Origin of the sequence: Colwellia sp. MB3u-55 (assembly GCF_014076785.1) — a bacterium.
Lineage (GTDB): Bacteria > Pseudomonadota > Gammaproteobacteria > Enterobacterales > Alteromonadaceae > Colwellia_A.
Genome location: NZ_JACGUS010000122.1, coordinates 534,878 through 559,849, shown reverse-complemented (window position 1 = coordinate 559,849; position 24,972 = coordinate 534,878). Strand labels below are relative to the sequence as shown.

General features: G+C 39.3%; 18 protein-coding genes. 11 read left to right on the top strand and 7 right to left on the bottom strand.

The window, feature by feature from the left end; all coding sequences use genetic code 11:
• The first annotated feature begins 220 nt into the window (after positions 1-220).
• From H4J66_RS18715 to H4J66_RS18705, 3 genes are read left to right on the top strand one after another with little or no spacing between them, the layout of a single operon-like run.
• A complete protein-coding gene (locus tag H4J66_RS18715) occupies positions 221-619 on the top strand; it encodes a hypothetical protein (protein WP_182176413.1) in 399 nt (132 codons plus the stop codon).
• A 1-nt stretch (position 620) separates the two neighbouring features.
• On the top strand, positions 621-1,805 hold the full coding sequence (locus tag H4J66_RS18710) for a hypothetical protein (RefSeq protein WP_182176412.1): 1,185 nt from the start codon (positions 621-623) through the stop codon (positions 1,803-1,805).
• 13 nt (positions 1,806-1,818) lie between these two features.
• Positions 1,819-4,281: a bifunctional diguanylate cyclase/phosphodiesterase gene (locus tag H4J66_RS18705; protein ID WP_182176411.1), complete on the top strand. Its 2,463-nt coding sequence runs from the start codon at positions 1,819-1,821 to the stop codon at positions 4,279-4,281.
• A gap of 43 nt (positions 4,282-4,324) precedes the next feature.
• Here the strand turns inward: H4J66_RS18705 and H4J66_RS18700 are convergent, their stop codons facing one another.
• Both H4J66_RS18700 and cutA read right to left on the bottom strand, forming a co-directional pair.
• Positions 4,325-6,151 (bottom strand): protein-disulfide reductase DsbD, encoded by a 1,827-nt coding sequence (locus tag H4J66_RS18700; RefSeq protein ID WP_182176410.1) that lies wholly within the window; start codon positions 6,149-6,151, stop codon positions 4,325-4,327.
• Positions 6,152-6,156: 5 nt separating this feature from the next.
• A complete protein-coding gene (cutA, locus tag H4J66_RS18695) occupies positions 6,157-6,468 on the bottom strand; it encodes a divalent-cation tolerance protein CutA (protein WP_182176409.1) in 312 nt (103 codons plus the stop codon).
• Between the two features lie 159 nt (positions 6,469-6,627).
• Here cutA and H4J66_RS18690 point away from each other — a divergent pair, with 159 nt between their 5' ends.
• From H4J66_RS18690 to ilvD, 8 genes are all read left to right on the top strand, one after another.
• Complete coding sequence (locus H4J66_RS18690; RefSeq protein WP_182176408.1) at positions 6,628-7,140, top strand: FxsA family protein; 513 nt, start codon at positions 6,628-6,630, stop codon at positions 7,138-7,140.
• A 117-nt stretch (positions 7,141-7,257) separates the two neighbouring features.
• On the top strand, positions 7,258-7,551 hold the full coding sequence (locus H4J66_RS18685) for a co-chaperone GroES (RefSeq protein ID WP_070374905.1): 294 nt from the start codon (positions 7,258-7,260) through the stop codon (positions 7,549-7,551).
• A gap of 120 nt (positions 7,552-7,671) precedes the next feature.
• Positions 7,672-9,315, top strand: a complete 1,644-nt coding sequence (gene groL, locus H4J66_RS18680) for a chaperonin GroEL (RefSeq protein ID WP_182176407.1) — start codon at positions 7,672-7,674, stop codon at positions 9,313-9,315.
• 771 nt (positions 9,316-10,086) lie between these two features.
• Positions 10,087-12,486, top strand: a complete 2,400-nt coding sequence (locus H4J66_RS18675; RefSeq protein WP_182176406.1) for a TonB-dependent receptor — start codon at positions 10,087-10,089, stop codon at positions 12,484-12,486.
• Positions 12,487-12,548: 62 nt separating this feature from the next.
• Positions 12,549-16,034, top strand: a complete 3,486-nt coding sequence (locus H4J66_RS18670) for a response regulator (RefSeq protein ID WP_182176405.1) — start codon at positions 12,549-12,551, stop codon at positions 16,032-16,034.
• A gap of 60 nt (positions 16,035-16,094) precedes the next feature.
• Positions 16,095-17,009 carry a diguanylate cyclase gene (locus H4J66_RS18665; RefSeq protein ID WP_182176404.1) on the top strand — a complete coding sequence of 305 codons (915 nt, stop codon included), beginning with the start codon at positions 16,095-16,097 and terminating at the stop codon, positions 17,007-17,009.
• Positions 17,010-17,229: 220 nt separating this feature from the next.
• On the top strand, positions 17,230-17,379 hold the full coding sequence (locus H4J66_RS18660) for a hypothetical protein (protein ID WP_182176403.1): 150 nt from the start codon (positions 17,230-17,232) through the stop codon (positions 17,377-17,379).
• Between the two features lie 169 nt (positions 17,380-17,548).
• Positions 17,549-19,255, top strand: coding sequence for a dihydroxy-acid dehydratase (ilvD, locus tag H4J66_RS18655; protein WP_182176402.1), 1,707 nt, complete (start codon positions 17,549-17,551; stop codon positions 19,253-19,255).
• Positions 19,256-19,366: 111 nt separating this feature from the next.
• Here ilvD and moaA read toward each other — a convergent pair whose 3' ends face one another.
• The 5 genes from moaA to lipA all read right to left on the bottom strand — a co-directional run bounded on the left by moaA (position 19,367) and on the right by lipA (position 24,896).
• Positions 19,367-20,380: a GTP 3',8-cyclase MoaA gene (gene moaA / locus H4J66_RS18650; RefSeq protein ID WP_409049369.1), complete on the bottom strand. Its 1,014-nt coding sequence runs from the start codon at positions 20,378-20,380 to the stop codon at positions 19,367-19,369.
• 130 nt (positions 20,381-20,510) lie between these two features.
• Positions 20,511-22,262, bottom strand: coding sequence for a YdiU family protein (locus tag H4J66_RS18645; protein WP_182176400.1), 1,752 nt, complete (start codon positions 22,260-22,262; stop codon positions 20,511-20,513).
• Positions 22,259-22,501 carry a NifU family protein gene (locus tag H4J66_RS18640; RefSeq protein WP_182175635.1) on the bottom strand — a complete coding sequence of 81 codons (243 nt, stop codon included), beginning with the start codon at positions 22,499-22,501 and terminating at the stop codon, positions 22,259-22,261. The genes H4J66_RS18645 and H4J66_RS18640 overlap by 4 nt, the downstream gene beginning before the upstream one ends.
• Before the next feature lie 619 nt (positions 22,502-23,120).
• The gene (locus H4J66_RS18635) at positions 23,121-23,903 is read right to left on the bottom strand and encodes a ferredoxin--NADP reductase (RefSeq protein ID WP_182176399.1); all 783 of its coding nucleotides are present in this window, start codon (positions 23,901-23,903) and stop codon (positions 23,121-23,123) included.
• Positions 23,904-23,924: 21 nt separating this feature from the next.
• Positions 23,925-24,896 carry a lipoyl synthase gene (lipA, locus tag H4J66_RS18630; protein WP_182176398.1) on the bottom strand — a complete coding sequence of 324 codons (972 nt, stop codon included), beginning with the start codon at positions 24,894-24,896 and terminating at the stop codon, positions 23,925-23,927.
• Between the last annotated feature and the right edge of the window lie 76 nt (positions 24,897-24,972).

Genomic DNA, 24,972 nt, shown 5'->3' with positions numbered 1-24,972 from the left:
GTATTTTAGAAAAAATTTACTACACTATTATTATCTACATTTGTTAATCAATTCATTGGTTTAGCGTTTTTTATATACAGGTTGACATGTGCCAGTGGGGTGTTCGGTCTCCTTTGGTCGGTTACTACTAGTGGCTACGGAGCACTTTGTTAGATACACAAAGTGCTCTTTATTTTTCATTAACAAGGATTTAGTTATCAGCCAAATTCTAATCAGATTAATGGTTCTTGTCATATTTATTGGCAGTCCGGTAACTCATGCGGTCGAAGTTATTACCAATATCTCTGCTGGTACTGTGTCAATAACAACCACTCAGTTACGTCGTATATATTCAATGCGTCAAACTAAATGGGCCAATGGCCTTCCCATAACTGTTTTTGTTTTATCAAGTACCAATCCCATCCATCAAAAATTTTGTAAAGATATCTTACGCTTATTTCCGTATCAACTTGACCGTATATGGGACAAGTTGACTTTCTCAGGTATGGGTATTGCCCCAACGGTGGTGTTAAGTGAAGAGGAGTTAATTAAAGCCGTTAAATCAACCACAGGTGCCATTGGTTACATTGAAGATATTAATGAGGTAAGTGATGTCAATCTGCTTAAAATCGATCAATAAAATGAATTATAAAGTAATGTGCTTATTAGCATTACTTGCGCTTAATGCGCACGCACAGGAAGGGCATTCGGCAGATCCGTTAAAAATACATGGCTTTGTTGCGCAAGGCGTTATTGACGTCGATAATAGCAACTTTGTTAATGATAATGGCAAAATATCGTTAAAATTAACAGAGATAGGACTTAATACCTCGTATCAATTTTCTGACGATTATCGCTTTGCGGCACAAGCTGTTTATTTAGACGGGGGCAATCGCTACAAGGAAGGTTTGCGTGTTGATTACTTCTTAATGGATTGGAGCGCTTATAGTTCAGAGCAGTGGCAAGCCAATTTATTTGTTGGCCGTTTTAAAAATGCTCACTGGTTACATTCAAGTACCCGTGATATTCCTTTTGCACGGCCCTCAATCTTGTTACCGCAAGGGACTTATTTTGATGGCTTTCGTGATATCGCTGTTGGTGGCGATGGCGCTGCATTAAAGTTGACTTACAATAATGATAAATATGGTGAATTTGATTTCAATTTTAGTCGTGGTAAAAGTCCAATTAATAGTGATGATTCAGAAGTCATTCTCAGTAAATTAGCACAGGGAGATATCGAGCATGAGCTTGATACGCAAGTGAGTGTTTATTGGCGGCCAGTATTTTCACAATGGCGCTTTGGTCTAACCTTATTGGATTCAGAATTTAACTATAAAAATGAGAGTCCTGATTTTTTTGTTGATGGAAAATTTGTTTTTCAGTTTTATACGATGAATGCTTTATATGAAGGTGAGCACTGGGAGTTTACTAGTGAAATTTCGCAAACAAGGTTTTTAACCGACGGTTTTTACGCGGCTCAGTTTAACCAAGACAATATTGGTCAAGGTGGTTATTTTCAAGCGGTTTACAAGGTAAATCAACAATTGAAATTTATTAGTCGTTTTGAAAATTTCTATGCAAATAAGAATGATAAAAAAGGCCGTGAATTACAACAACAAAGTTTTGGTACCATACCTCATTATTTTGCTTATCAGCACAATAAAATGCTAGGATTTTCATATGATTTTTCTGATAGTTTACGAGTCAATGCGGAGTACCATTGGGTAAAAGGCGCTGCGCGCGTTAATCCTATTGTGTTACCCAACCCAGAGGCGAATAGTGAGCATTGGAAAGTGTGGGCCTTACAACTAATGTACTGGTTCTAGTAGGGCTAACTTGATGAGAAAAAGATTTGTTAGCGTTCCTGTTAAATTATTAGTGCTAGTTATTGGGGCTTTATTGCTCCTAACGGCTATTTTCTCTTACTTGTCTTTATCAAGATTAAATCAAGAATTCACCCAATATCAAAGCGATACTTTACGTAAAGGCCAGGCACAATTTTCTGTGCAAAATAACGTATTACGTCAAAAAATACTGACGTGGCTAGAGTCGTTTTCTGATATTGTGCGGTTAAAAGAGCAAGCTAATTTTGACGTTTTAGCACACGAGTTTGCTGCGCAGTTTGATACCCTACAAATGAATCAAAATGTTGAAAATGTTTGGTTAGTTTCAGCAAGTAATGAAGAGTTATACCTTTCTAATGCTATTCCTAAATTTGTTCAGCTGAGTATTGACAATGTACTAAGATATCAGCAACCTGAACACACTTTGTACTGTGAGGGTCATTGCGTTCAGTTGATCACAATACCGGTCTTAAACGGTAAGGGTGATATGGCGGTTGTCGCGATGACAGTTTCACTTGTTGATATGATTTTTTATATAAATCAGGCGCTTGATAATGAGTTAGCCGTTGTAAGTTTTTCTCGTTCAGATAAGCTTGTATCAATAACAAGTAACGAAGAGGCTATTATACTTGCTGATGCTAAATTTATTTCTTCAACAAATACTCAACTAGTCAGTGAATTATTTATGTCAAACCAAGAAATTGTCAATAGCGAGATAATTAACTCTCAAGGTATAAAAGCTAAAGCCAACGATAGCAGTTATCTGATTAACTTAATTCCCATCGCAAATACCCGTGATGATTTTTATTACCTAGCACTGATTGATGATGCCACTATTTTTACAGATAAATATCAGCAAAACCGTTTGCAATTTTTAATTTTTACCTTAGTTGTGCTTATTGCTTTAGTCATTGTTGTTCATTTTGTTGCTAGCCCATTTACTCGTCGCTTACTGGTATTGTCAGATGTTTTACCTTTATTGGCAAAAAAAGAATTTGATCAGTTTCGTGAAACAGACCTTCAAAGAAATGGTAAATATATTGATGAACTAGATATTTTGGCAAATGCGGCCACCGAGTTAAGTTTTGAACTTGAACAATTAAACATTGAAGTTGATCAAAAAACGAAGGAACTCGAAAATATTGCCATGTATGATTTATTAACGGGGTTACCTAACCGTAATATGTTGAACTACCAACTGCGTAAAGCGTTGATGAATGTTTCACACAGTGATGGAAAAATTGCCGTTTTATTTTTAGATCTCGATGATTTTAAGAAAGTAAATGATAGCCATGGTCATACCGATGGAGATAAGTTGTTAATTCAAGCGGCTAATCGTTTGCGCTCTAGCATCAGGGAAGTTGATATGGCTTGTCGTTTTGGTGGCGACGAGTTCGTTGTCGTCCTTGGACATATAGACCATGAAAATGACGCAGTGCTTGTTGCACAAGAAATTTTAGAGGCTTTTAAAGCACCGATTAAAATACAAAACAGCCTTTTTTATGTAAGTACCAGCATTGGAATAGCCTTTGCTTCTGAAGAAATGACTCAGTCAGAAGATTTGATTAGTTATGCGGATATCGCTATGTACGAAGCTAAAGACGATGGTGGCGCCAAATATCATATTTACCATGAAGAGATGTATAAAAAAGTTGCCCTTCGGGTGATGATGGAAAGTGAAGTTAGACAGGCTTTAGCTAAAAATCAATTTAGCTTAAGTTTACAACCTCAGTTAGATGCAAAAACAAAAAGACTATACGGCTTTGAAGCGTTGCTTCGCTGGCAGCATCCTGAGCGAGGCATGGTTTCGCCAGAAGATTTTATTCCTCTTCTTGAAAACTCCCAGCATATGGTTGAACTAGGTTATTGGGTGATCAGGCGCTGTTTTGAGCTTTGCCAAACATTTATTGATAAGGGCTTAACGGATGTCCGTATTGCGATAAATCTGTCCGCAGGTCAATTTGCCGATCCACATCTAACCCCTTATTTAACCGGTTTACTTACTGAGTTTTCGCTTAAGGCAAGTCACTTCGAACTAGAACTGACTGAGCAAACCTTAGTAAAAAATATTGATAGTGCAATTGAAATGATGAATGGCTTGAGGGATGTAGGATTTAGTTTTGCCATTGATGACTTTGGCACTGGTTATTCGTCATTAGCTTATTTGAAAAAAATGCCGGTCGATGTTATTAAAATAGATAAAAGCTTTGTATTTGGCATGTTAGAAAATCGAGCTGATTATCAAATTATTATGTCAACCATTGCTATGGTGAAGAACTTAGGTTTGCAGGTCATCGCAGAAGGTGTTGAAACGAGTGCGCAGTTACGCAGTTTAACCGAAAATGATTGCGATATTATTCAAGGATACTACTTTTCTAAACCTATTCCTGAAACCAAACTAATGGAATTTATTGATACAAAAATTGTTAATGGCTATTGGAAAGTATCAGCACTTTAACCCGCAGAGTTATGCGAGTTAAAGTGTGCTTGTTTGTTAAAGGTTAAAGGATTTTTTGTAGATGTTCAGTAAATTCTTCTGCCCCCATAAACCCCGTTACGCGCTGCTGAGTTAATTCTTTACCTTGTTGGTCAAAAAATAGAATGCTTGGTAAGCCAAGTACTTGATACTTTTTCGCAAACTCAGCATTGTCAGTCGAGTCGAAGTCAGTCATATCAACTTGTAACCATACCGTGTTACTCAGCACTTTTTGTACTTGTGGCGCATTAAAGGTGTATTCTTCAAACTCTTTACAGGCAATACACCAGTCGGCATACAAATCGACCATTACAGTCTTCCCTTGTGCATTAGCGTTATCCACTGCCGCTAACAACTCTGGTAGTGTTGCTACTTTAGTAAAATGTTGTTGTGGAGATGCTTGATTACTTGTCGCAACGTTTTGGCTAGGATTTATCAGTTGAAAAGCTTGGTTGGCGCCAAAAAATATCATTACAAATATCACCACACTTCTAACACCAAACCAAAAGTTATTCTGGGTCTGTTGATTGACGGTATAAAAATAGCCTGCGCTTGATAAGACCAATATTGCCCACATGGCTTGTGTTACCAATGAAGGTAAAAACCTTTCCATTAAAAATATTGGAACAGCGAGTAGTAATAAACCAAATACATTTTTAATTACCGTCATCCATGTACCTGCTTTTGGTAATAATTTACCACCAGAACTACCCAAAACAAGTAATGGTACACCCATACCTAAACTTAATGCGTAGAGGGCTGATGCACCTAACCAAATATCACCCGATTGCGAGATGTATAGCAGAGCACCGGTTAAAGGAGCGGTAGTACATGGAGACGCCACTAAACCAGAAATAGCACCCATAACAACAACACCTAAATATGAACCACCTTTTTGGCTATTACTGATGTTATTCAATTTATTTTGCCAGCTACTTGGCAAGGCAAGATTAAAAACTCCAAACATAGAAAGTGCTAAAAAGATGAATAAAACACTTAATACAATTAAAACAGCAGGATGTTGAAACATCGCTTGGAACTGAGCGCCGGCCAGTGCAACAACAATGCCCAGTAAGGTATATGTTATTGCCATGCCTTGTACATAAGCAAACGATAAACGAAAGGCTTTTGACGTTGATAATTTATCGCCTTGCCCAACGATAATGCCGGTCAGAATAGGGTACATAGGAAATACACAAGGAGTAAATGAAAGCAGTAAACCACCGACAAAAAAAGCGAGTAGTGTTAGCCAAATATTATCACTTTTGAGCATATCGGCTAATTGATGTTGTTCGCTGGCATTTTCAGCGGCAATAGATGTATTGCCGGTTTCATTGTCAGCTGTTATCGCCGCCAAAACATTGTTGGTGTTAATAACTTCTTCATTATTTACTTTTGATAGTGCTACAACTTTACTTTTAGGGGGGTAGCATAAGCCTTTCGCTGCGCACCCTTGATAGCGTATTTTAATGCTGGCATTGCTATCAGCGTTAACAAGCTTAATCGTGAAGCTTAGCTTTTCGGTAAATATTTGCTGAACACCAAAAAATTCATCTTCATGGTCTTCACCTACAGGCAATTCGACCGGTATTATTTCTGCGTTTTCAACACTAAACTTAAACTGATGACGATATAAGTAATACCCCTCAGCTATGGTAAAGGAAACAGATAATTGATCATCCTTCTGGTGAAAGTTAAATTCAAAGGCTTCTTCGACACTAAGAAACTCATCATCGTTACTGAATAATGAAGCGGACGAAGTATCAAAAATTGAATCTTGGGCTTGAACATTGGGTACTTGTAAAAAAATACTGGTTAAAACTAACCAAAAAAGTAAGACAATTTTTTTCATAACAACTATTTTAAAGACTCAGTAATCCAGTTTAAATAACTATTGTCGCCTTGCTGGATGTTCACGGCGATAATTTCAGGGGTATCATAACGATGTAAGCGTTTAATTTCACTAGCTACCTCGTTAAATTTATCGGTTTGTGTTTTTATTATTAACTGTATTTCTTCATCACATTCAATATTATCTTGCCAGCGATAAACAGAGATAACGTTAGGAATAATATTGACACAAGCGGCCAGTTTTTCTTGTATTAAATGCTTTGCAATTAGCTTTGCATTGCTAATATCAGGACAAGTGCACATTATTAATTGAAACATTAACGTATTTTCCTTAACAAAAACTTAAACTATTTAAATGACAATTAATAACTAATCGCCATATGAACTATCTTGTATTTAGTTGATGCTTGAAAAAGACCGGCACAACCCCATATATGTTTCATCTTATATAAAATTTTTTTAATGAAGAGACGTTAAATGTTTCGATTTCTATTTATCCTTTTTATTGTCGTTCCTATTATCGAAATTATGGTACTGATCAATGTTGGTACTTGGCTTGGTGCATGGCCAACAATTGCTATTGTTATTATTACTGCATGGCTGGGCGCGAGAAATGTTAAACAGCAGGGGATTGCCACCTTAAACTCAGTACAAACTAAAATGGCGCAAGGAGAAATGCCTTCAGATGAAATAGTTGCAGGACTACTTTTACTGGTTGCTGGCATACTTTTAGTAACGCCTGGCTTTGTTACTGACATTTTTGGATTATCTCTTCTGATCCCTAGTGTGAGAAGTCTGTTGATCAAATCAGTACAGTCACGTTTAGTCATGAATCAAAGCGCAGCTGGTTTTACTTATCAAAGTTCGGTGCATACTCAGCAAGAACAGCCAGTTACGCCTGATCCATTTGAGCAGGGTTTAGGCACTAAGAAGCCGATTGAACACCACCAAGGTGAAACGCTTGAAGGTGAGTATGAGCGCAAAGAATAAAAAATTTTTTAACGGGGCTTGTGAAGTTTTAAATTAGCCCCATCTTTAATTACAACAAAGTTTTATAACCTTTTATTTAAATTTATTGAGAGTGAATAAACTCTCAGGAGAAAATTAATGAGCATTCGTCCATTACATGACCGCGTAATAATTAAACGTAAAGAAGTAGAATCAAAATCAGCTGGTGGCATTGTTTTAACAGGAAGTGCTGCAGAAAAATCAACGCGCGGTGAAGTTATTGCTGTTGGTAACGGTCGCATTTTAGAAAATGGCGAAGTACGTGCTTTAGACGTTAAAGTAGGTGACCAAGTTATTTTTAGTGAAGGTTACGGCGTTAAAACTGAAAAAATTGATGGCGAAGAAGTTTTAATCCTTTCTGAATCAGACATTTTAGCGATTGTTGAGTCATAGTAACCCTACTGACTTTATATAAACTGTAGGAATTCGTTAGGCTAAGCCTCAACTTACAGTGCATTAATTATTGTAGTCGAACGATGTTCGACAAACTAACAAAATATAGGAAGAAACAACATGGCTGCAAAAGACGTATTATTTGGAAATGACGCACGAGCAAAAATGCTACGTGGTGTAAATGTTTTAGCTGACGCGGTAAAAGTAACATTAGGCCCTAAAGGTCGTAATGTTGTATTAGACAAATCTTTTGGTGGTCCAATCATCACCAAAGATGGTGTTACTGTTGCAAAAGAAATTGAATTAGAAGACAAATTTGAAAACATGGGCGCACAGATGGTTAAAGAAGTTGCTTCTAAAGCCAATGATGAAGCCGGTGACGGAACAACTACTGCAACTGTTTTAGCGCAAGCTATTGTAAATGAAGGTTTGAAATCAATTGCTGCCGGCATGAACCCAATGGACTTAAAACGTGGTATCGACCAAGCAGTTATTGCCGCCGTTGAAGCGTTAAAAGGTTTATCGCAAGAATGTAGCGATAACAAAGCGATTGAGCAGGTAGGCACTATCTCTGCTAACTCTGACGAAACTGTCGGTAAAATCATTGCAACAGCGATGGAAAAAGTTGGTACTGAAGGCGTAATTACTGTTGAAGAAGGTCAAGCGTTAACTGACGAATTAGACGTTGTTGAAGGTATGCAATTTGACCGTGGCTATTTATCTCCTTACTTTATCAACAACCAAGAAAGTGGCACTGTTGAATTAGAAAGCCCATTTATTCTATTAGTAGACAAAAAAGTAGGCAGCATTCGTGAATTACTTTCTACTTTAGAGGGTGTTGCAAAATCAGGTAAGCCATTATTAATTATTGCTGAAGATGTTGAAGGTGAAGCTTTAGCAACATTAGTGGTAAACAACATGCGCGGCATCGTTAAAGTTGCAGCGGTTAAAGCACCTGGTTTTGGTGACCGTCGTAAAGCAATGTTACAAGATATCGCGACATTAACGGGTGGTACGGTAATCTCTGAAGAAATCGGTATGGAGCTTGAAAAAGCAACATTAGAAGATTTAGGTCAAGCTAAACGTGTTGTTATCACTAAAGACAATACAACGATTATTGATGGTATTGGTAACGAAGCTGATATACAAGGTCGCGTAATGCAAATTCGTGGTCAAATCGAAGACTCATCTTCTGATTACGATAAAGAAAAGTTACAAGAACGTTTAGCTAAATTAGCTGGCGGTGTTGCGGTTATTAAAATTGGCGCAGCAACAGAAATCGAAATGAAAGAGAAAAAAGCCCGTGTTGAAGATGCATTGCATGCAACTCGCGCCGCGGTAGAAGAAGGTGTTGTTGCTGGTGGTGGTGTTGCATTAGTTCGTGCTGCTGACCTTATTAAAGATCTTGAAGGTGCCAACGAAGACCAAACACATGGTATTAACGTTGCAATTCGCGCAATGGAAGCACCACTACGTCAAATCGTTGCTAACTGTGGTGATGAAGCTTCAGTCGTATTAAACGAAGTGCGTAACGGTAAAGGTAACTTTGGTTACAATGCGGGTAACTCTACTTACGGTGATATGTTAGAAATGGGTATTCTTGACCCAACTAAAGTAACGCGTAGTGCATTACAGTTTGCTGCTTCTGTAGCCGGTCTAATGTTAACAACTGAAGCTATGATCACCGACTCACCAGTTAAAGATGCTGGCGCTGGCGGTATGCCTGATATGGGCGGTATGGGTGGAATGGGCGGCATGATGTAAGTAGGATTTAAACTCTAAATCTATACAGTCTAATCATTTAAATGAAAGCCCGAATAGCGATATTCGGGTTTTTTTTCAACCCTATCTAGTTTTCTGGTGAAAGGATATCTTGTCAAATGATCATTCTCTAAAGAAGGAGAAAATGAAAAGTATAAACTACCTAGGTGCTCACTGTGGGCTTGGTTTAGAAACGTTTATGCTACGTTATTCATTTCGAAAAGGGATCTTCTATTTTTATCAACTAATCAAGTTTTCCTTTTACAAAAAAACCATACATATCGGCATTATCCATATTGCAGGTGGATGTATAATTATGTTGCCTGAGTAATTAATATAGGGAGGAAGATTATTCATACTTATGTCCTTAATATAACTTTATGATATCAAATGAAAAAATATCAAGTTGATACGTCATAAACTCTAAACGTTATATTTTGTAAAAACAACTTTTTTGGTAGAGATAAATATCATCCATGTGGATCCTTACTGATCTTAACTTTTTGGAAAATATAAATAGGATCTATACTATATTTTTTCTGTTATTAGTTAATATTTCTGCTAGAAGTAGACCTACAATCACTAACAACTAGGCTTTTTTATAGTCGTATTAAGTATCAAAATTCAGAAAATTATATTTATGGGTAATGATAAAATATTTATGAAATAGGTCTTTGATAATATCTTAAAAATAAAAACATTATAATTTTTCATGTTATTCATAAGAAAGAGCGTAATGTAAGAGCCTATACCGTTGAATAGAGGCATTGTTCATTGAAATTAATCTATTGCATGCTTATAGTTAATGCTAAGGTTTTTTGTGGACTTCAATATAATATGCAGGTGTTTCCTTCACGCTTTTCTTTAACGTTTGTAGCTCCTTTCTTTCTATTATCTTTTTTCTCTTCTGCCCAGATGCAGGACGTACTAGTTGTAAATGAGCAGAGCGAATCGGCGTCAAACGTAGATGTTTTAGTCTTATCAGAACCATCAAATATAACCCCAAAGCCACATCCAATGTTGGAAGTCATCGTGGTAACGGCACAGAAACGCACTGAAAACATTCAAAAGGTGCCGGTTTCAATATCGGCTTTTGATAGCCAATCATTGTCGAGCTTGGGTATTCTCTTGCCATCAGATATTGCTCAACAAACGCCAAATCTACAGGTGTCAGAACCTTATGGAGATGCGCAGCCTATTTTCACATTACGTGGAATTAGTATGACGGATTTTAATACCAATCAATCTAGCCCTGTTGGTATTTATTTCGATGAGTCACCAGTTGAGGCATCTTTTATGCAAGCTTCACAGTTGTTTGATATTGAGCGTGCCGAAGTTTTACGTGGTCCTCAAGGAACGTTATATGGTAAAAACACGACCGCTGGAGCTATCAATTTTACGAGTAGAGTCCCTGAATTTGAGCGAAATGCACGCTTGCATTTATCCTACGGCAATAATAATAACCTTCGCGTTTCAGGCGCAGGTGAAACCGTATTTCTTGATGATACTTTGGGACTAAGAACCGCTTTTACCTACAGCGATAGTGATGGGTTTTATGGAAATAACTATGAAGGCGCTGAAGATTTACGAGAAATTAACAATTGGGCGCTTCGAACCTCGTTACGTTATAAAACAGAGTCGATTGATGCAATATTACGTTTACAGTTGGGTAAAACGCTTGGCAATACGGCGGGTATTATTGCTAAAGGACGAGGTCCAAATGGTTATGATGTGGCGGGCTTTTTTAGTGGTGGCGTAATAGAACAACGTATTAAACAAAACTATGATGACTTTGAAGGCTCTGAAGATAAAGTGGGTGCCTATAACACAGAAACAGATAGTCTTAATTTAACCGTAAAAGGTGCATTGACAAAAGATATTGATTATACCTCCGTGACAGCATGGTCGAAGGGTAAAGCGTTAAATGAAAACGGCGATGGTTCACCTGTCTCAATTCTTGAAATAGATTGGAGTAGTAAGATTGAACAGTGGTCACAAGATCTACGTTTAACGACCAATTTTGAGGGCGACCTTAATGCTATTGTTGGTGTGTTTGTTAGTCACGATAAAATGAAAATTCAAAACGACCTGAGCTTTTTGTTATTCACTGAGTCTTTAGGAGTGCCTTTTGATCCTTCTCTAGCGACCAGTGGCTTTACAGTGGGTCAAAGCTATCAACAACAGCGTGATTCTAAGGCTATTTATACGCACTTAACCTACGACATTAATAAGTTGTTAGAAGGTTTCTTGGGGGTGCGTTATACCAAGGATAAAGGAAAACTTTCTAATGTACATTCATGGGTGGGCGATTATGATGCTAATCACGCCTATGACTTAATTGTAGATCAGCCACCTAAGCGTTACAACGATGACAAAGTAAGCGGTAGTATGGGATTGAAATATCAATTATCCGATGAGTTTATGCTTTATGGTAGTTATAGTCAGGGGTATCGCAGTAGTGCTTTCAATGGTGGTGCAACCTTCAGCACAACTGAATTGACAATAGCTGAGCCTGAAACGGTAGAGGCTTACGAAATTGGGATAAAGTCTCGTTGGTGGGATAACCGCTTACAGTTTAATGGTGCGCTATTTCACAATAATTATAAGAATCAACAACTGGTTAATATTGTTGGTGCTGTACGATTTCTGGAAAATGCAGGTAGCTCGTACATTGATGGTGCAGAATTAGAGTTTCGTGCGCTACTGTCCGAAGACTTATCAATTAATATAGGTCTTGGTTTACTCGATACAGAGTATGATGAACTTAGCTTAACAAACCCGGCTACAAGTTTACCCGTTGACCTTTCTGGTAACCAATTACCTTCGGCGCCCAGTGTAAATATGAACATTTCTTTGGATTACATTGCGGCTAGGGGGAGCTGGGGAGAGGTATCAATGCACTTTAATAGTCAATATGTGAGTAAACAGTGGTTCTCTGCTTACAATGATGACTATGGGTATGAGGGCATTAAAGCAGACGGTTATATGCAGTCAAATGCTAGGTTTACTTGGTCGTCTGCAAATGAAAGTTATGCTGTATCACTGTGGATTAAAAATATTGAAGAAAACAATGAGCCCGTTTATGCCATTAATGCACAGCAAACGTTTATGTTTGATTATTATATTATGCCAATGCCTCGGCATTTTGGTCTTGATGTAAATTTGCGATTTTAAAAACCTCTGCTATTTAACTATTGCTGTGTAGCGCTTCTAGTCTTATTAGGTTGATTGACTTTATGTTAAGAAAAACATTCATATATGCTAATGCTTTGTTGTGTGTCGCTCTGTTGTGTGTCATGTCATTCAGTGTAAGTGCTACAAAGGTAGAGCCGCTAATATTAAATTCTTCTACCGTTGACCGAGACTTTAGCGATCTTGTCACATATTACCAAGCAGACGACGTACAATTTCCTGCCGGTTTAGATGACATACCTGGGTGGCTTGAAGATAAAAAAGTATTACCTCCTACAGCAATCAACGCCAGTGGAGATAAATTCTGGTTTGTGATAAAAATTTATAACCAGTCGGAATACAGTGACTTTGTTTTGTACCCCTATAATACGTTAATTGAGGAAATGCGCTTCTCCATTTATTCTCAAAACGGAGTACAGCAGGTATTCTCAGGAGAAAACTATCCAACTGAATACGATTTTCATTACGGTAATAACATCACACTAAATAGAGGTGAAACACACTATATTATTGGTTTTATTGAAAGTAGCTATTTTTACTTATCACTTAATATACGTGTCACACCGGTTGAAGCGTTTAAAGATCAAGTTACGCTAGAAAATTTAATTGTTGTACTGTGTTTGGGGATCGGACTCTCGCTGTGCATCTATAATTTTTTGATATACATGGCTTTTAAAGATCTCAGTCATCTTTACTATTCATTATTTACAGGATCATGGGTTTTCTATTGGACTCATTTTCAACTGATTTTCCCTCGAATATCAGGCGACTCTTATCCACATCTACATTGGTTAGGTGTTGCTCTGATGATAGTTTTTGGTATTTATTTTTATTCACATTTTTTGAAGTTGAAAGAGTTTCATCCAAAACTAAATAAACTTTCCATTTACTTTGCTCGCTTTGTTATTTGTTGCATACCTCTTGTTATGGCAGATCCTGGAACAGGATTTTGGTTGTTGACGATAACAAGTAGTATTTATGTGCTGTTAGCTTTTTATGCGGGTATCTATTCTTGGCGACTTGGTTTTAGGCCTGCAAGATATTTTGTATTGGCATATATAACGCTATCCGTGCCGAATATGCTTAATAATTTGATTACGTTTGATCTATTACCTCCTATAAGTATTACGGGATATCTTTTGGGGCTGATTGGTTTTGCCTTGGAATCTATATTACTTGCTTTTGCGATGGCAAATAAATTTAGTTTGATTAATGAAGAAAATATAGAATTAAATAAAGGCTTAGAGGTTAAGGTTGATCGAAGAACTTCAGAGCTTGCAGTATCTAACTTAAAGTTAAAAGCAGCCAGTGAAGCTAAATCTGACTTTTTAGCAAAAATGAGTCATGAAATACGTACACCGATGAATGCGGTGATTGGTTTAAGCCGTTTAACTCTTAAAACTGACTTGGATAATGAACAAGAAGAGAATATTAAAAGTATTTTGGAGTCAGGTGAAGACCTATTAATATTAATTAATGAAATTCTCGATTTTTCGAAGATAGAAGCGGGTAAGCTAACCCTTGAAAAAAGTTCATTCTCATTAGAAAAGTTATTATGTAGAGCAATCAATCTTAATGCTTTAAAGGCTCATGATAAAGGTCTTGAGTTGATTCTGCATGTAGATAAAAATATACCTCCCAAGCTTGTAGGAGATTCTTATAGGCTCCAGCAAATCCTTGTTAATTTAATTAGTAATGCCGTTAAATTTACTGAAATAGGAACTATCTGTATCAAATTACAGATTAAAGAAGACAGGAAACAACAGTTAATGTTGCAATTTTCTGTTATTGATACAGGCATTGGCATGACTGAGGAACAGCAATCCAGATTATTCCAGTCTTTTTCTCAAGCAGATGATTCTGTGACACGAAAATATGGGGGAACAGGTCTTGGCTTAGCGATATCAAAACAGCTGAGTGAATTAATGGATGGAGAAATCTGGCTTGAAAGTGAAGCAGGTAAAGGTGCCGCGTTTCACTTTACAGTAATGGTAGACAAAGTCGATTTCAACTCGGAAATATTGGTTGATAAAAATAAGTTATCAGGGCTGAAGGTACTTATAGTCGATGATGCTCCTCTGGCTAGAGTTGTATTGCAGTCACTTCTAAATGACCTCGGTATTCATGCTGATGAAGCTGAATCAGGTAGAGAGGCAGTTGAGTTTATTAAGCGCTCTGAAAACGATGATATTTACTATGATATTATTTTTATGGACTGGCGAATGCCCAATATGGATGGCATTGAAACTGCGCGTCATATTAGTGAGTTGGCTATCAAGAAATCTCCACATATTCTAATGGTTTCAGCTTATGACAAATACGTGGCTCAACCACTCATCAGTGGTACGGCTATCCAAGGATTTATTGAAAAACCGGTTAATCAATCGATATTAATAGATGCTATTATGAATGTTCTCTCACCTCTTATGGAAGTGCGGCCGAGCACTTTTAAAACCCAAGTTACTACGCCGAATTTAGCTTCGTTTCATATTTTATTAGTGGAAGATAACTTTCTTAATCGTAAAGTAATGTTAGGTTTTTTGAAGGAGACGAATATTCAGGTAGATATTGCAGAAAACGGTTTGATAGCTTTGGAAAAGTTACAGAAATCGACTTACGACTTAGTTTTTATGGATATTCAGATGCCGGAAATGGATGGATTAACTGCCACTAAAGAAATTCGCCAGACATTGAAATTGGTTGATTTACCGATAGTCGCGATGACAGCCCATGCGATGCAAAGTGATGTTGACAAAAGTCGAGAGGTTGGCATGAATACTCATCTAATGAAGCCGATTGATCTTGATGTTTTGTATAAAACATTGGTCAGCTTTTTGAGTGTGAAGATTGAAACACATGTAAGCACATCTATAGAGGCAGAACTCAATATTGATAATAAAGCTGTTTTACTCGCTGATATCCCTAAAAATATGCAAGATCAATTATCCTTAATTATGCAGTTAAAAGGAATTAAATATGATTTAGCCTTAGGGAATTTAAAAGGCAATATTGAGTTTTACTTAGGTTTAATAAACGATTTTGTGAATGTTCAAGAAGGGAAAGAAGTCCTTGAACAGTTGTATCAAGAGGGCGACTGGGAGACTCTCCATCGTATTATACACTCACTAAAGTCGAATGCTGCTTATATAGGCGCTGTTGAATTATCGACATTATGTGATGAGCTGGAATACACCTTACAAGAGGGATCCCCAAACAGGGCTTTATTTGATATAACATTAAAGGAATTGGATATACTACTTACAGAGATTGCTCGCATAGTTAATACCGCTCAAACTGAGTTAACAGTTTCATTTTCAATCAAAAATCTACTCAATGATTTGGATAAAATAAGACCGTTGCTGAAAGCTTCTGATTTTTCAGTGGAAAAATATTTACCCGGAATACAATCAATGTGTAAGGATAGTGAATATTCATTTGTTATTAACAAAATAATTGAACTTGTTGATAATATTGAGTATGAAGAAGCATCGGAATATGCCGATAAACTGTATGCTCAAATTAGCCATTAGCCATTAGCCATGTAGAATTTATCTTTGTATAATATCTGAGTATAGCTGGGAAAAAAATTTATGAAAAATTTAATATCTGAGCGACAAACTGTCTTAGTGATTGATGATGAAAAAGCTAATCTTAAAATCTTAAGTGAACTTTTTAAGTCAAAGGTTAATATTATTTTGGCAAAAAATGGTACGCAAGGTATTGAAAAAATAATAAAATTTAAGCCTGATCTTATTTTATTGGATATTATCATGCCGGGAATGAGTGGGTTTGCAGTTATCAAGCAACTGAAAAAGAATAAGGAAACTTCTGCTATCCCTGTCATTTTTATTACAGGTCTGACAGATGTGGTCGATGAAAGTCAAGGCTTGGCACTAGGTGCCTGTGATTATATTCAAAAACCTTTTCACATTGATATAGTACTTGCACGTGTTAATCTACATTTGAAATTGGCAGAGCAGCGCATACAGCTTGAGCAGTTAGCAAATGTAGATTCGTTAACCTGTGTCCCTAATCGTCGAAAGTTCTACGAAATATTTGCTCTTGAGTGGCGAATGTCCGTCAGAAAAAATACATCTTTATCTCTGATTATGATTGATATAGATTATTTCAAACAATATAACGACCAATACGGGCATGCGGCAGGAGATCAAGCTTTAAAAATGGTGGCACAAGTGATTTTTAAGCAATTAAAAAGACCTTTTGATTTTGTTGCTCGTTACGGAGGCGAGGAATTTGTGGTATTGCTGCCGAACACGCCAGCTCAAGATGCCTTTAGTATAATGGAATCTTGTTGCCAAGCTGTGGAGGACCTGAAAATAGAGCACGAAAAAAACACCAGCAATAAATACCTGACAATCAGTATTGGTGGAGTCAATTGCTTTCCAACGCAGCAAATGTGTTCTGAAGCGACGTTTAAGTTGGCTGACGATATGCTGTATCAAGCAAAAGAAGAGGGACGAAATTGTGTTATATGGCGCAATTAGCTTTCAGGAAAAAATCGTTGGTTTCTGCTTTTTTGTCACTATTTTTTCAAAATTTTTTATTCATTAACTGGACGCTATATGTAAAAGGAATTACATAATAGATGGGTCGATGATCTATCTTTTTTTGATAGGGTGTTATAGAGAACCGTACTTTTGCTATCTGGTGAAGCTAACCTATAACAGAGCCGAACACTTAGCTTGTAACCAAGCTAGAGATGAAATGATTGTTAACAGCATCAAAAAATCCGTAAACCATGGCAGCTTAGTCATTGTGATTACCAAAAGAAATGAGCATATTGAATTACTTGCTAAATTGATCGCTGATAAGGGGTTAACGATGCAAGCATTAATGATGGCCTACGAAAGTTGAGGGCAATGCAAAGGTGGGGTATTTTATTTAGAGAGTAATAATGTAAATACCATATTTTATATATTAACTTGGCTTTTGGAGGGATTGAGTCATGCTAAATATCTGGAATAGCTTTATTCCCTAGTGCATACTTTATGTTTACCCACATTTATTTCCGACGAGAAACATCATGACGCAAAACAGCAAAAATACCAGCGACCAAATCAATCGTCGTAGTAAAAATATTACAGAAGGGCCTTCACGCGCACCGAACCGATCGATGTATTATGCTATGGGTTACAAGGCAGAAGACTTCAATAAACCTATGGTGGGTATCGCCAATGGGCACAGCACTATTACTCCATGTAACAGTGGCCTGCAAAAGTTGGCTGATGCCGCAATAGCGGGGATTAAAGAAGCGGGGGGGAATGCTCAAGTTTTTGGTACCCCGACAATTTCTGATGGTATGGCCATGGGTACCGAGGGCATGAAGTATTCATTAATCAGCCGCGAAGTGATCTCTGACTGTATTGAAACCTGCGTACAGGGTCAGTGGATGGATGGCGTATTAGTCATTGGAGGTTGTGATAAGAATATGCCTGGCGGCCTAATGGGTATGCTGCGTGCCAACGTGCCTTCTATTTATGTTTATGGTGGTACCGTACTGCCCGGAAAGTATCAGGGGAAAGCACTTAATATTGTCAGTGTTTTCGAAGCCGTGGGCGAACATGCTGCTGGAAAAATGAGCGATGAAGACTTGTTGCAAATCGAACGCCGAGCTGTTCCAAGCACCGGTAGTTGCGGTGGTATGTACACAGCGAATACTATGTCGAGCTCATTTGAAGCACTGGGTATTTCTCTGCCCTACTCATCAACCATGGCTAACCCGCATGATGAGAAAGTAGATTCCGCGACAGAGTCTGCCAAGGTACTGATTGAAGCTATCCGCCAGAATATCAAACCGCGTGATATTGTGACCCGTAAATCAATTGAAAACGCTGTGGCGGTCATCATGGCCACCGGTGGCTCAACTAATGCCGTGCTTCACTTCTTAGCTATCGCCCATGCGGCTGAAGTGGAATGGACTATTGACGATTTTGAACGAGTCCGCCAAAAGACCCCCGTACTGTGCAACCTCAAACCTAGCGGAGAATACTTGGCTGTCGATTTGCATCAAGCTGGTGGCATCCCACAAGTCATGAAAATATTATTGGTGGCCGGTCTACTGCATGGCGACTGTTTGACTATAACAGGACAGACCATTGCAGAAGTACTGACATACGTGCCTGAGGTGCCACGAGCAGATCAGGATGTGATTCGTCCTATCAGCAACCCTATGTATCAGCAGGGTCACTTGGCCATTCTTAAGGGTAACTTGTCACCGGAAGGTTGTGTGGCTAAGATCACCGGTTTAAAAAACCCCGTAATGACCGGCCCAGCTCGTGTCTTCAACGACGAACAAACTGCTCTCGCGGCCATATTGGCGGGTAAAATTAAAGCGGGTGATGTCATGGTACTGCGCTATTTAGGTCCTAAAGGTGGCCCAGGTATGCCAGAAATGCTGGCACCGACAGGCGCTCTTGTTGGCGCAGGTTTGGGAGAAAGCGTTGGCTTAATTACTGATGGCCGTTTTTCTGGTGGTACTTGGGGAATGGTCGTCGGACATGTCGCGCCTGAAGCCGCTGCAGGTGGTAACATCGCCTTCATTGAAGAAGACGACTCCATCACCATTGATGCTAAACAGTTACTACTGCAACTGAATATCAGCGATGATGAGCTTGCTGAACGTAAAAAAGGCTGGCAAGCGCCAACGCCACGTTATAACCGTGGGGTGCAAGCCAAGTTTGCTTTTAACGCCTCCAGTGCCAGTAAAGGTGCAGTACTCGACGACTTCTAAGCATAATCTTTGTTAGTGCATAAAAAGCTCAGCACAGTATTTTCTGTTTGGGTTTTTTATATTACTTTTAAAAATTTACATGGTTTTAAAGTGTCGTTATGGCTGAAAATATCAGCCACCGATATACGACATCTCCACTTTTTTGTTGCCTGTCGTTTCTTCTGTTCGAAGTTGTGAATAGCGATCCTCACGCTGATTCCAAATTAATCCTATGGCACGGGTAATTTGCGTATCGCTCTTACCTGAACGCATAAGTGCGCGTAGATCATGGCCCGACTGTGCGAATAGGCAAGTGAACAATTTGCCATCAGTTGAAAGTCGGGTGCGTGTGCAGGTAGAACAGAAGGCTTGCGTTACACTGGATATAACCCCAATTTCGCCGCTACCATCGGCATAATTCCAACGTTTGGCAACTTCACCGCTGTAGTTGGACTTTGCTTCGACAAGCGGCATATCAGCATTGACCATACGTACAATCTCAGCCGAAGAAATAACATCCTTCATGCGCCAACCATTAGAAGAACCCACATCCATGAATTCGATAAAGCGGACAATATGCCCGCTGCCTTTGAAATGCCGCGCCATGGCAACGACATCTTGATCATTGACACCCTTCTTAACCACCATGTTAATTTTAATGGCGCTAAAACCAGCATCATGTGCCGCATCGATCCCCTTTAATACATCGGCTACAGGGAAGTTAACGTCGTTCATAGCCCGGAATGTCACCTCATCAAGAGAGTCGAGGGAAACGGTAATCCGATTAAGGCCTGCGGCTTTAAGCGCTTTTACTTTCTTGGGTAATAACGTGGCATTGGTAGTAAGCGCGATATCAAGTGGCTTGTCGTTTGGTGTTTTTAAGGCGGCCAGCATTTCAACCAACACCTCGAGGTTTTTACGTAGTAGGGGTTCGCCACCGGTAAGACGAATTTTTGTAACACCGTGTGCAACAAACAGTCGCGCCATGCGTGTGATCTCATCGAAACTCAATAGTTCGGATTGTGGCAGGTATTGGTAGCCTTTTCCGAAGACTTCCTTGGGCATACAATAAGTGCAACGGAAGTTACATCGGTCGGTGACTGAAATGCGTAGATCGCCCAAGAGCCTTCCGCGTGTATCTGACATCTGACCATTGGGGGCAGGCGCGTGCGCGGGAATTAGTGGTACTTGGCCAGCGTAAAGCAGGTCAATAGTAGGGATTATGTTTATGCTCATTGTGCACTCGATATAGATAAATTGATCATTAAGCGATAAGTCATGACGAGCAGCTGTAATGGGATAACCCACCGGTTTCGAAGAACTCAAGTGGCTTCAGCCGATAGTATTTTTTTTCCATATCAATTGATTGCTCGGCATATGGCTGCGTCATGACTTCCTGCAACTCTTGCACTAACGAGTAATTCCCTATGCTCGCTTGTTGATACGCAGGCACAACGAACCACTCTCGCAAATTATATTTTGGATTGACAAGTTTCATCTGCCTAGAGAGCTCAACTGGAGAACGGGCACTATTTACTTCGGTAGTGCTAGGGTCGGTCGTACTGGCGTTAAGAGATTTCCATGTTGTGAGCCACGCTGACCAGCGCTTGTCGATTCCTTCGGGATCTGCATTATACGTCGCGTTTTTGTAGAAGCTTTTTTTGAGTGGGCCAATATCGCTAGGCACCGTTGATAGTTCTCGGAAGAAAATGGTGTAATCAACCGCAGTTTGCGCCATCAGTGTTTCGAGTTCGCGCAATAATTCCGCATTAAATGTCTGCAGCCCAAGTTTTTCAGCCCACATTTTTTCCATTTTTTCTTGCATTACGGTTGTAAAACCCGTGCGAATCTCGTCGAGATTTTTTATAGCATCCTGATGTAATGCCACGAGTGGCTGCAACGCCTTACAAAACATGTTGAAATTTCGTTCTGCTGCCACAGGCTGATTCATAAACGAAAAGTGATGACCGCCTCCTGTCCATGGTTGATATTGCGGGTTGAATACATCGCAAAACCCGAAGGGGCCATAATCGAGTGTAAAGCCACCTGCCGCGCAGTTGTCACTGTTGAAGTTGCCCTGACAATAACCGACACGGATCCAGTTGGCTACCAGTGACGTCAAACGGTTGCGGAACGCGCGCGCGAGCAGCACCACTTTTTCAGCCATGGAAAGTATATTGTCAATGATGTCGCTGTACTCACGATCGATCAAGTGCAGTACAATCATCTCAAGCTCTGCCATTGCTTGTGGGTGTTCCTGCTTGTGAACACGGCGACTGAACAGTTCTAGCTGACCCACACGAATAAATGACGGTGCGACGCGCGTAGAAATGGCGACCGCCTCAGATATAAGCCTATCGGGATCCTGTGAACGTGAGCCTTCAGCGTACCACGGTCGATTAACCTGCTCTGTTTTCGACACGTATAAGCTCAGCGACCGCGACGAGGCTACTCCAAGCGCGTGCATGTGCTCTTGTGCTAAAAACTCGCGCACACTTGATCGCAGCACGGCGCGACCATCAGCGCCACGGCAGTATGGTGTACGTCCTCCGCCTTTTAGTTGCATTTCCCAGCGTTGACCGTTAATAACTGCCTCAAGCACAGACATTGCGCGACCGTCTCCGTAGCCGTTACCCGTTTGGAAAGGGCACTGTTGATAGTATTCGCTACCGTAAATAGACAATGCATAGCCTGTAGCCCAACCAAACTTGCGCAGCGGCGCTGGAACCTCTGTTAGGTCGCCAGAGAACAGTCGAATGAAGTCAGCCGACTGCGCCATGCTGTCGGAAAAACCCAGTTCACGGAAAAAGGTTTTACTATGAGTAACGTACTCAGGGTCTTGGATAGGGGTTGGCTTGACGGGAACATAGTGCCCGGTAAATACTTGTCGTGGACTATGGTCTACGCCATTTTCTCTCGCATCAGGATCGCAGTTGAGCGTATCCATGAGCGAGTAGTTTGCTAGCTTAGCGAGATCGTCTAGCGTAACTATGGTTGGAGTCGTTTGCTGGGGCAGTCGATTTGTCATAGGGCCTCCTCATGACTTGGGTAGAATGGTTGTTTTCCCGCTGAGGGGTTGGTCGTATCGACAACCTCCTCGATTTTTGGAGCGATCTTTTTCAGTATGACTTCGAGTCCCTGTCGTAATGTTACCTGATAAGATGGACATCCCTGGCAACCACCGCTCATGCTGATGTAAAGTTTTCCTTGACTGATTTCTCCTATTGATATCTTGCCGCTGTGGTTAGCAACCGACGTAAAACACATTGGTTACATACTCGATATCAAGCCGCGCAGCTGTGAGTGGATCATTCTTTGCCTGTGCAGCTTCTTTTAGAGTCATAGGAATAATATTAAGTGCATACACCTGTTCTGACCTCAGTTAGACATTGCATTATAAATAAGACAATGCCGGACTATACGATGTAATCTATTGAATCTGGCGTCAAGCACTTGAACTCGATAATGGTCAGCGTCTACTTGACCAGTATGCTATTCGCTCTCGTCCTCAATCTCGATAATAGCATCGGGAAATGCCTGATTCAAACATTCTAACAAGGTATCGTGCGTAGGTTTCATTGTATTTTTTCCTGCATGTTATTCTGGTTTTTTAGACCCTATGGAATAGATAAATGGTGGTGTGCGAATTAGATTTAGTATATCACTCGAATAATATTTTTCGATCGTTTGATAGGTCAGTTCGATTTTTAACCTCAATTGCGATACATGAGAATATGCAAAGAACCACTACTTTTTTACAGACATGAAAAACATCTGTTACTGGTTGATTTTTATTTGTTTTTGTATGACGAAATTTAGATGATTTGATAAATACAACCTATAATATTTAGACCATTGCTACTTAATTTTTAATGGAATAAAGCTGTTATTTTTCAACAAAAGCTCTTTCAACAACGTAGTCGCCTTGTATTCCTTTTTTAGGACTTTCTTTGAAGCCTCTTTCATCTAAAATGGCACAGGTATCTTTTAACATTGAAGGACTACCGCACAACATCACACGATCAAACTCTGGGTCAAGTTTAGCTATACCAAGGTCAAGAGATAACTTTCCCGTTCGTAATAAATCAGTTATTCGTCCTTGATTTTTATAAGGCTCTCGTGTAACACATGGATAATAAATGAGCTGTTCAGTAATCATTTCACCCAGATATTCGTGATTAGGCAGATCTTCAGTAAGTATGTTTTTATATGCCAATTCATTGGCATATCTTACGCCATGGAATAATATAACCTTTTCAAAACGTTCATAAGTTTCAGGATCTTTGATAATACTTAAAAAGGGAGCTAGCCCCGTGCCAGTACCTATTAACAATAAATTTCGACCATCGCGTAAATCATCAATAACCACGGTTCCGGTTGGTTTACTGCCGATAATAACTTCATCACCAATCGTTAAATGTTGTAATTTAGAGGTGAAAGCACCGCCTTCAACTTTAATGCTGAAAAATTCCAAATAATCTTCATGGTTTGCACTAGCGATGCTATAAGCACGTAAGATCGGCCTAGCATCATCTTGCGCTAAGCCAATAATGATATATTCCCCATTTCTAAAGCGGAGTCCTTGGCTGCGTGTGGTCTTAAAAGAAAACAGGCTATCATTCCAGTGAACAACATCGATGACTTTTTCGGGATTAAATTTCTTATTCATGTTTTATCCTATACAGTTTTATTATTTTATTTCTTTACCCGAGGCTTGAAGATCTGCATGGTAACTTGAACGTACCAAAGGGCCACACGCAGCATGAGTAAAACCAAGTCTTTTAGCGATAATACCCAGCTCATCAAACTCTTCTGGAGGTACATAGCGTTTAACCGCAAGATGATGCTTACTCGGTTGCATGTATTGCCCTAACGTTAGCATCTCTACATTATGTTTACGCAAGTCGTTTAATACGGCGGAAATTTCATCATTTGTCTCGCCAAGCCCCATCATTAATCCTGATTTTGTCGCGACCTGTGGGTGCATGGCTTTAAAACGACTTAACAACTCCAATGAATTTTTATAACTTGCCCCCGGACGAACTTCACGATACATATGTGGTGCAGTCTCTAAGTTATGGTTAAACACATCGGGCGGTGCCTGACTTAAAATGTTGAGTGCTCGTTCTACTCGACCTTTAAAGTCAGGCACCAAAATTTCAATTTTTATATGAGGTATTTCTTTACGTATGGCTTTAATACAGTCAACAAAATGCTGAGCACCGCCATCGCGAAGATCATCCCTGTCGACCGAAGTGATTACCACATACTTTAATTTCATGTCACGTATTGTTGCGGCTAACTTTTCTGGCTCTTCTGCACTCACTGGTAAGGGTCTACCATGCGCGACATCACAAAATGGACAGCGGCGAGTACAAATAGCACCCAAGATCATAAACGTTGCTGTGCCGTGGTTAAAACATTCATGTAAATTAGGACATGACGCTTCTTCACACACTGAGTTTAAATTATGCTTACGCATCGCTTGTTTAATTTCTGTTACCTTAGCGGTGTTACTTGGTATCTTTATTTTTAACCAACTAGGTTTTTTTAAGGTGGTTGCTTTTTCACTCGCAATAATTTTTACTGGAATAAAAGCCAACTTATCCGCATCACGAAGTTTTTCGCCAGCGACCAATAGTGATTGTTTAATGTTACTCATGATAGTGATCGACCTTGAGGCCAAAAAGTGACCTCCTACGTTTATAAGATACGGTATTGATTACGCTGTTGGCAGC

Bases quoted from the DNA above. Each gene is read 5' to 3' on its own strand.
- H4J66_RS18715 (WP_182176413.1), top strand. From the start codon at position 221: ATGGTTCTTGTCATATTTATTGGCAGTCCGGTAACTCATGCGGTCGAA.
- H4J66_RS18710 (WP_182176412.1), top strand. From the start codon at position 621: ATGAATTATAAAGTAATGTGCTTATTAGCATTACTTGCGCTTAATGCG.
- H4J66_RS18705 (WP_182176411.1), top strand. From the start codon at position 1,819: ATGAGAAAAAGATTTGTTAGCGTTCCTGTTAAATTATTAGTGCTAGTT.
- H4J66_RS18700 (WP_182176410.1), bottom strand. From the start codon at position 6,151: ATGAAAAAAATTGTCTTACTTTTTTGGTTAGTTTTAACCAGTATTTTT.
- cutA (WP_182176409.1), bottom strand. From the start codon at position 6,468: ATGTTTCAATTAATAATGTGCACTTGTCCTGATATTAGCAATGCAAAG.
- H4J66_RS18690 (WP_182176408.1), top strand. From the start codon at position 6,628: ATGTTTCGATTTCTATTTATCCTTTTTATTGTCGTTCCTATTATCGAA.
- H4J66_RS18685 (WP_070374905.1), top strand. From the start codon at position 7,258: ATGAGCATTCGTCCATTACATGACCGCGTAATAATTAAACGTAAAGAA.
- groL (WP_182176407.1), top strand. From the start codon at position 7,672: ATGGCTGCAAAAGACGTATTATTTGGAAATGACGCACGAGCAAAAATG.
- H4J66_RS18670 (WP_182176405.1), top strand. From the start codon at position 12,549: ATGTTAAGAAAAACATTCATATATGCTAATGCTTTGTTGTGTGTCGCT.
- H4J66_RS18665 (WP_182176404.1), top strand. From the start codon at position 16,095: ATGAAAAATTTAATATCTGAGCGACAAACTGTCTTAGTGATTGATGAT.
- H4J66_RS18660 (WP_182176403.1), top strand. From the start codon at position 17,230: ATGATTGTTAACAGCATCAAAAAATCCGTAAACCATGGCAGCTTAGTC.
- ilvD (WP_182176402.1), top strand. From the start codon at position 17,549: ATGACGCAAAACAGCAAAAATACCAGCGACCAAATCAATCGTCGTAGT.
- moaA (WP_409049369.1), bottom strand. From the start codon at position 20,380: ATGTCAGATACACGCGGAAGGCTCTTGGGCGATCTACGCATTTCAGTC.
- H4J66_RS18645 (WP_182176400.1), bottom strand. From the start codon at position 22,262: ATGACAAATCGACTGCCCCAGCAAACGACTCCAACCATAGTTACGCTA.
- H4J66_RS18640 (WP_182175635.1), bottom strand. From the start codon at position 22,501: ATGTGTTTTACGTCGGTTGCTAACCACAGCGGCAAGATATCAATAGGA.
- H4J66_RS18635 (WP_182176399.1), bottom strand. From the start codon at position 23,903: ATGAATAAGAAATTTAATCCCGAAAAAGTCATCGATGTTGTTCACTGG.
- lipA (WP_182176398.1), bottom strand. From the start codon at position 24,896: ATGAGTAACATTAAACAATCACTATTGGTCGCTGGCGAAAAACTTCGT.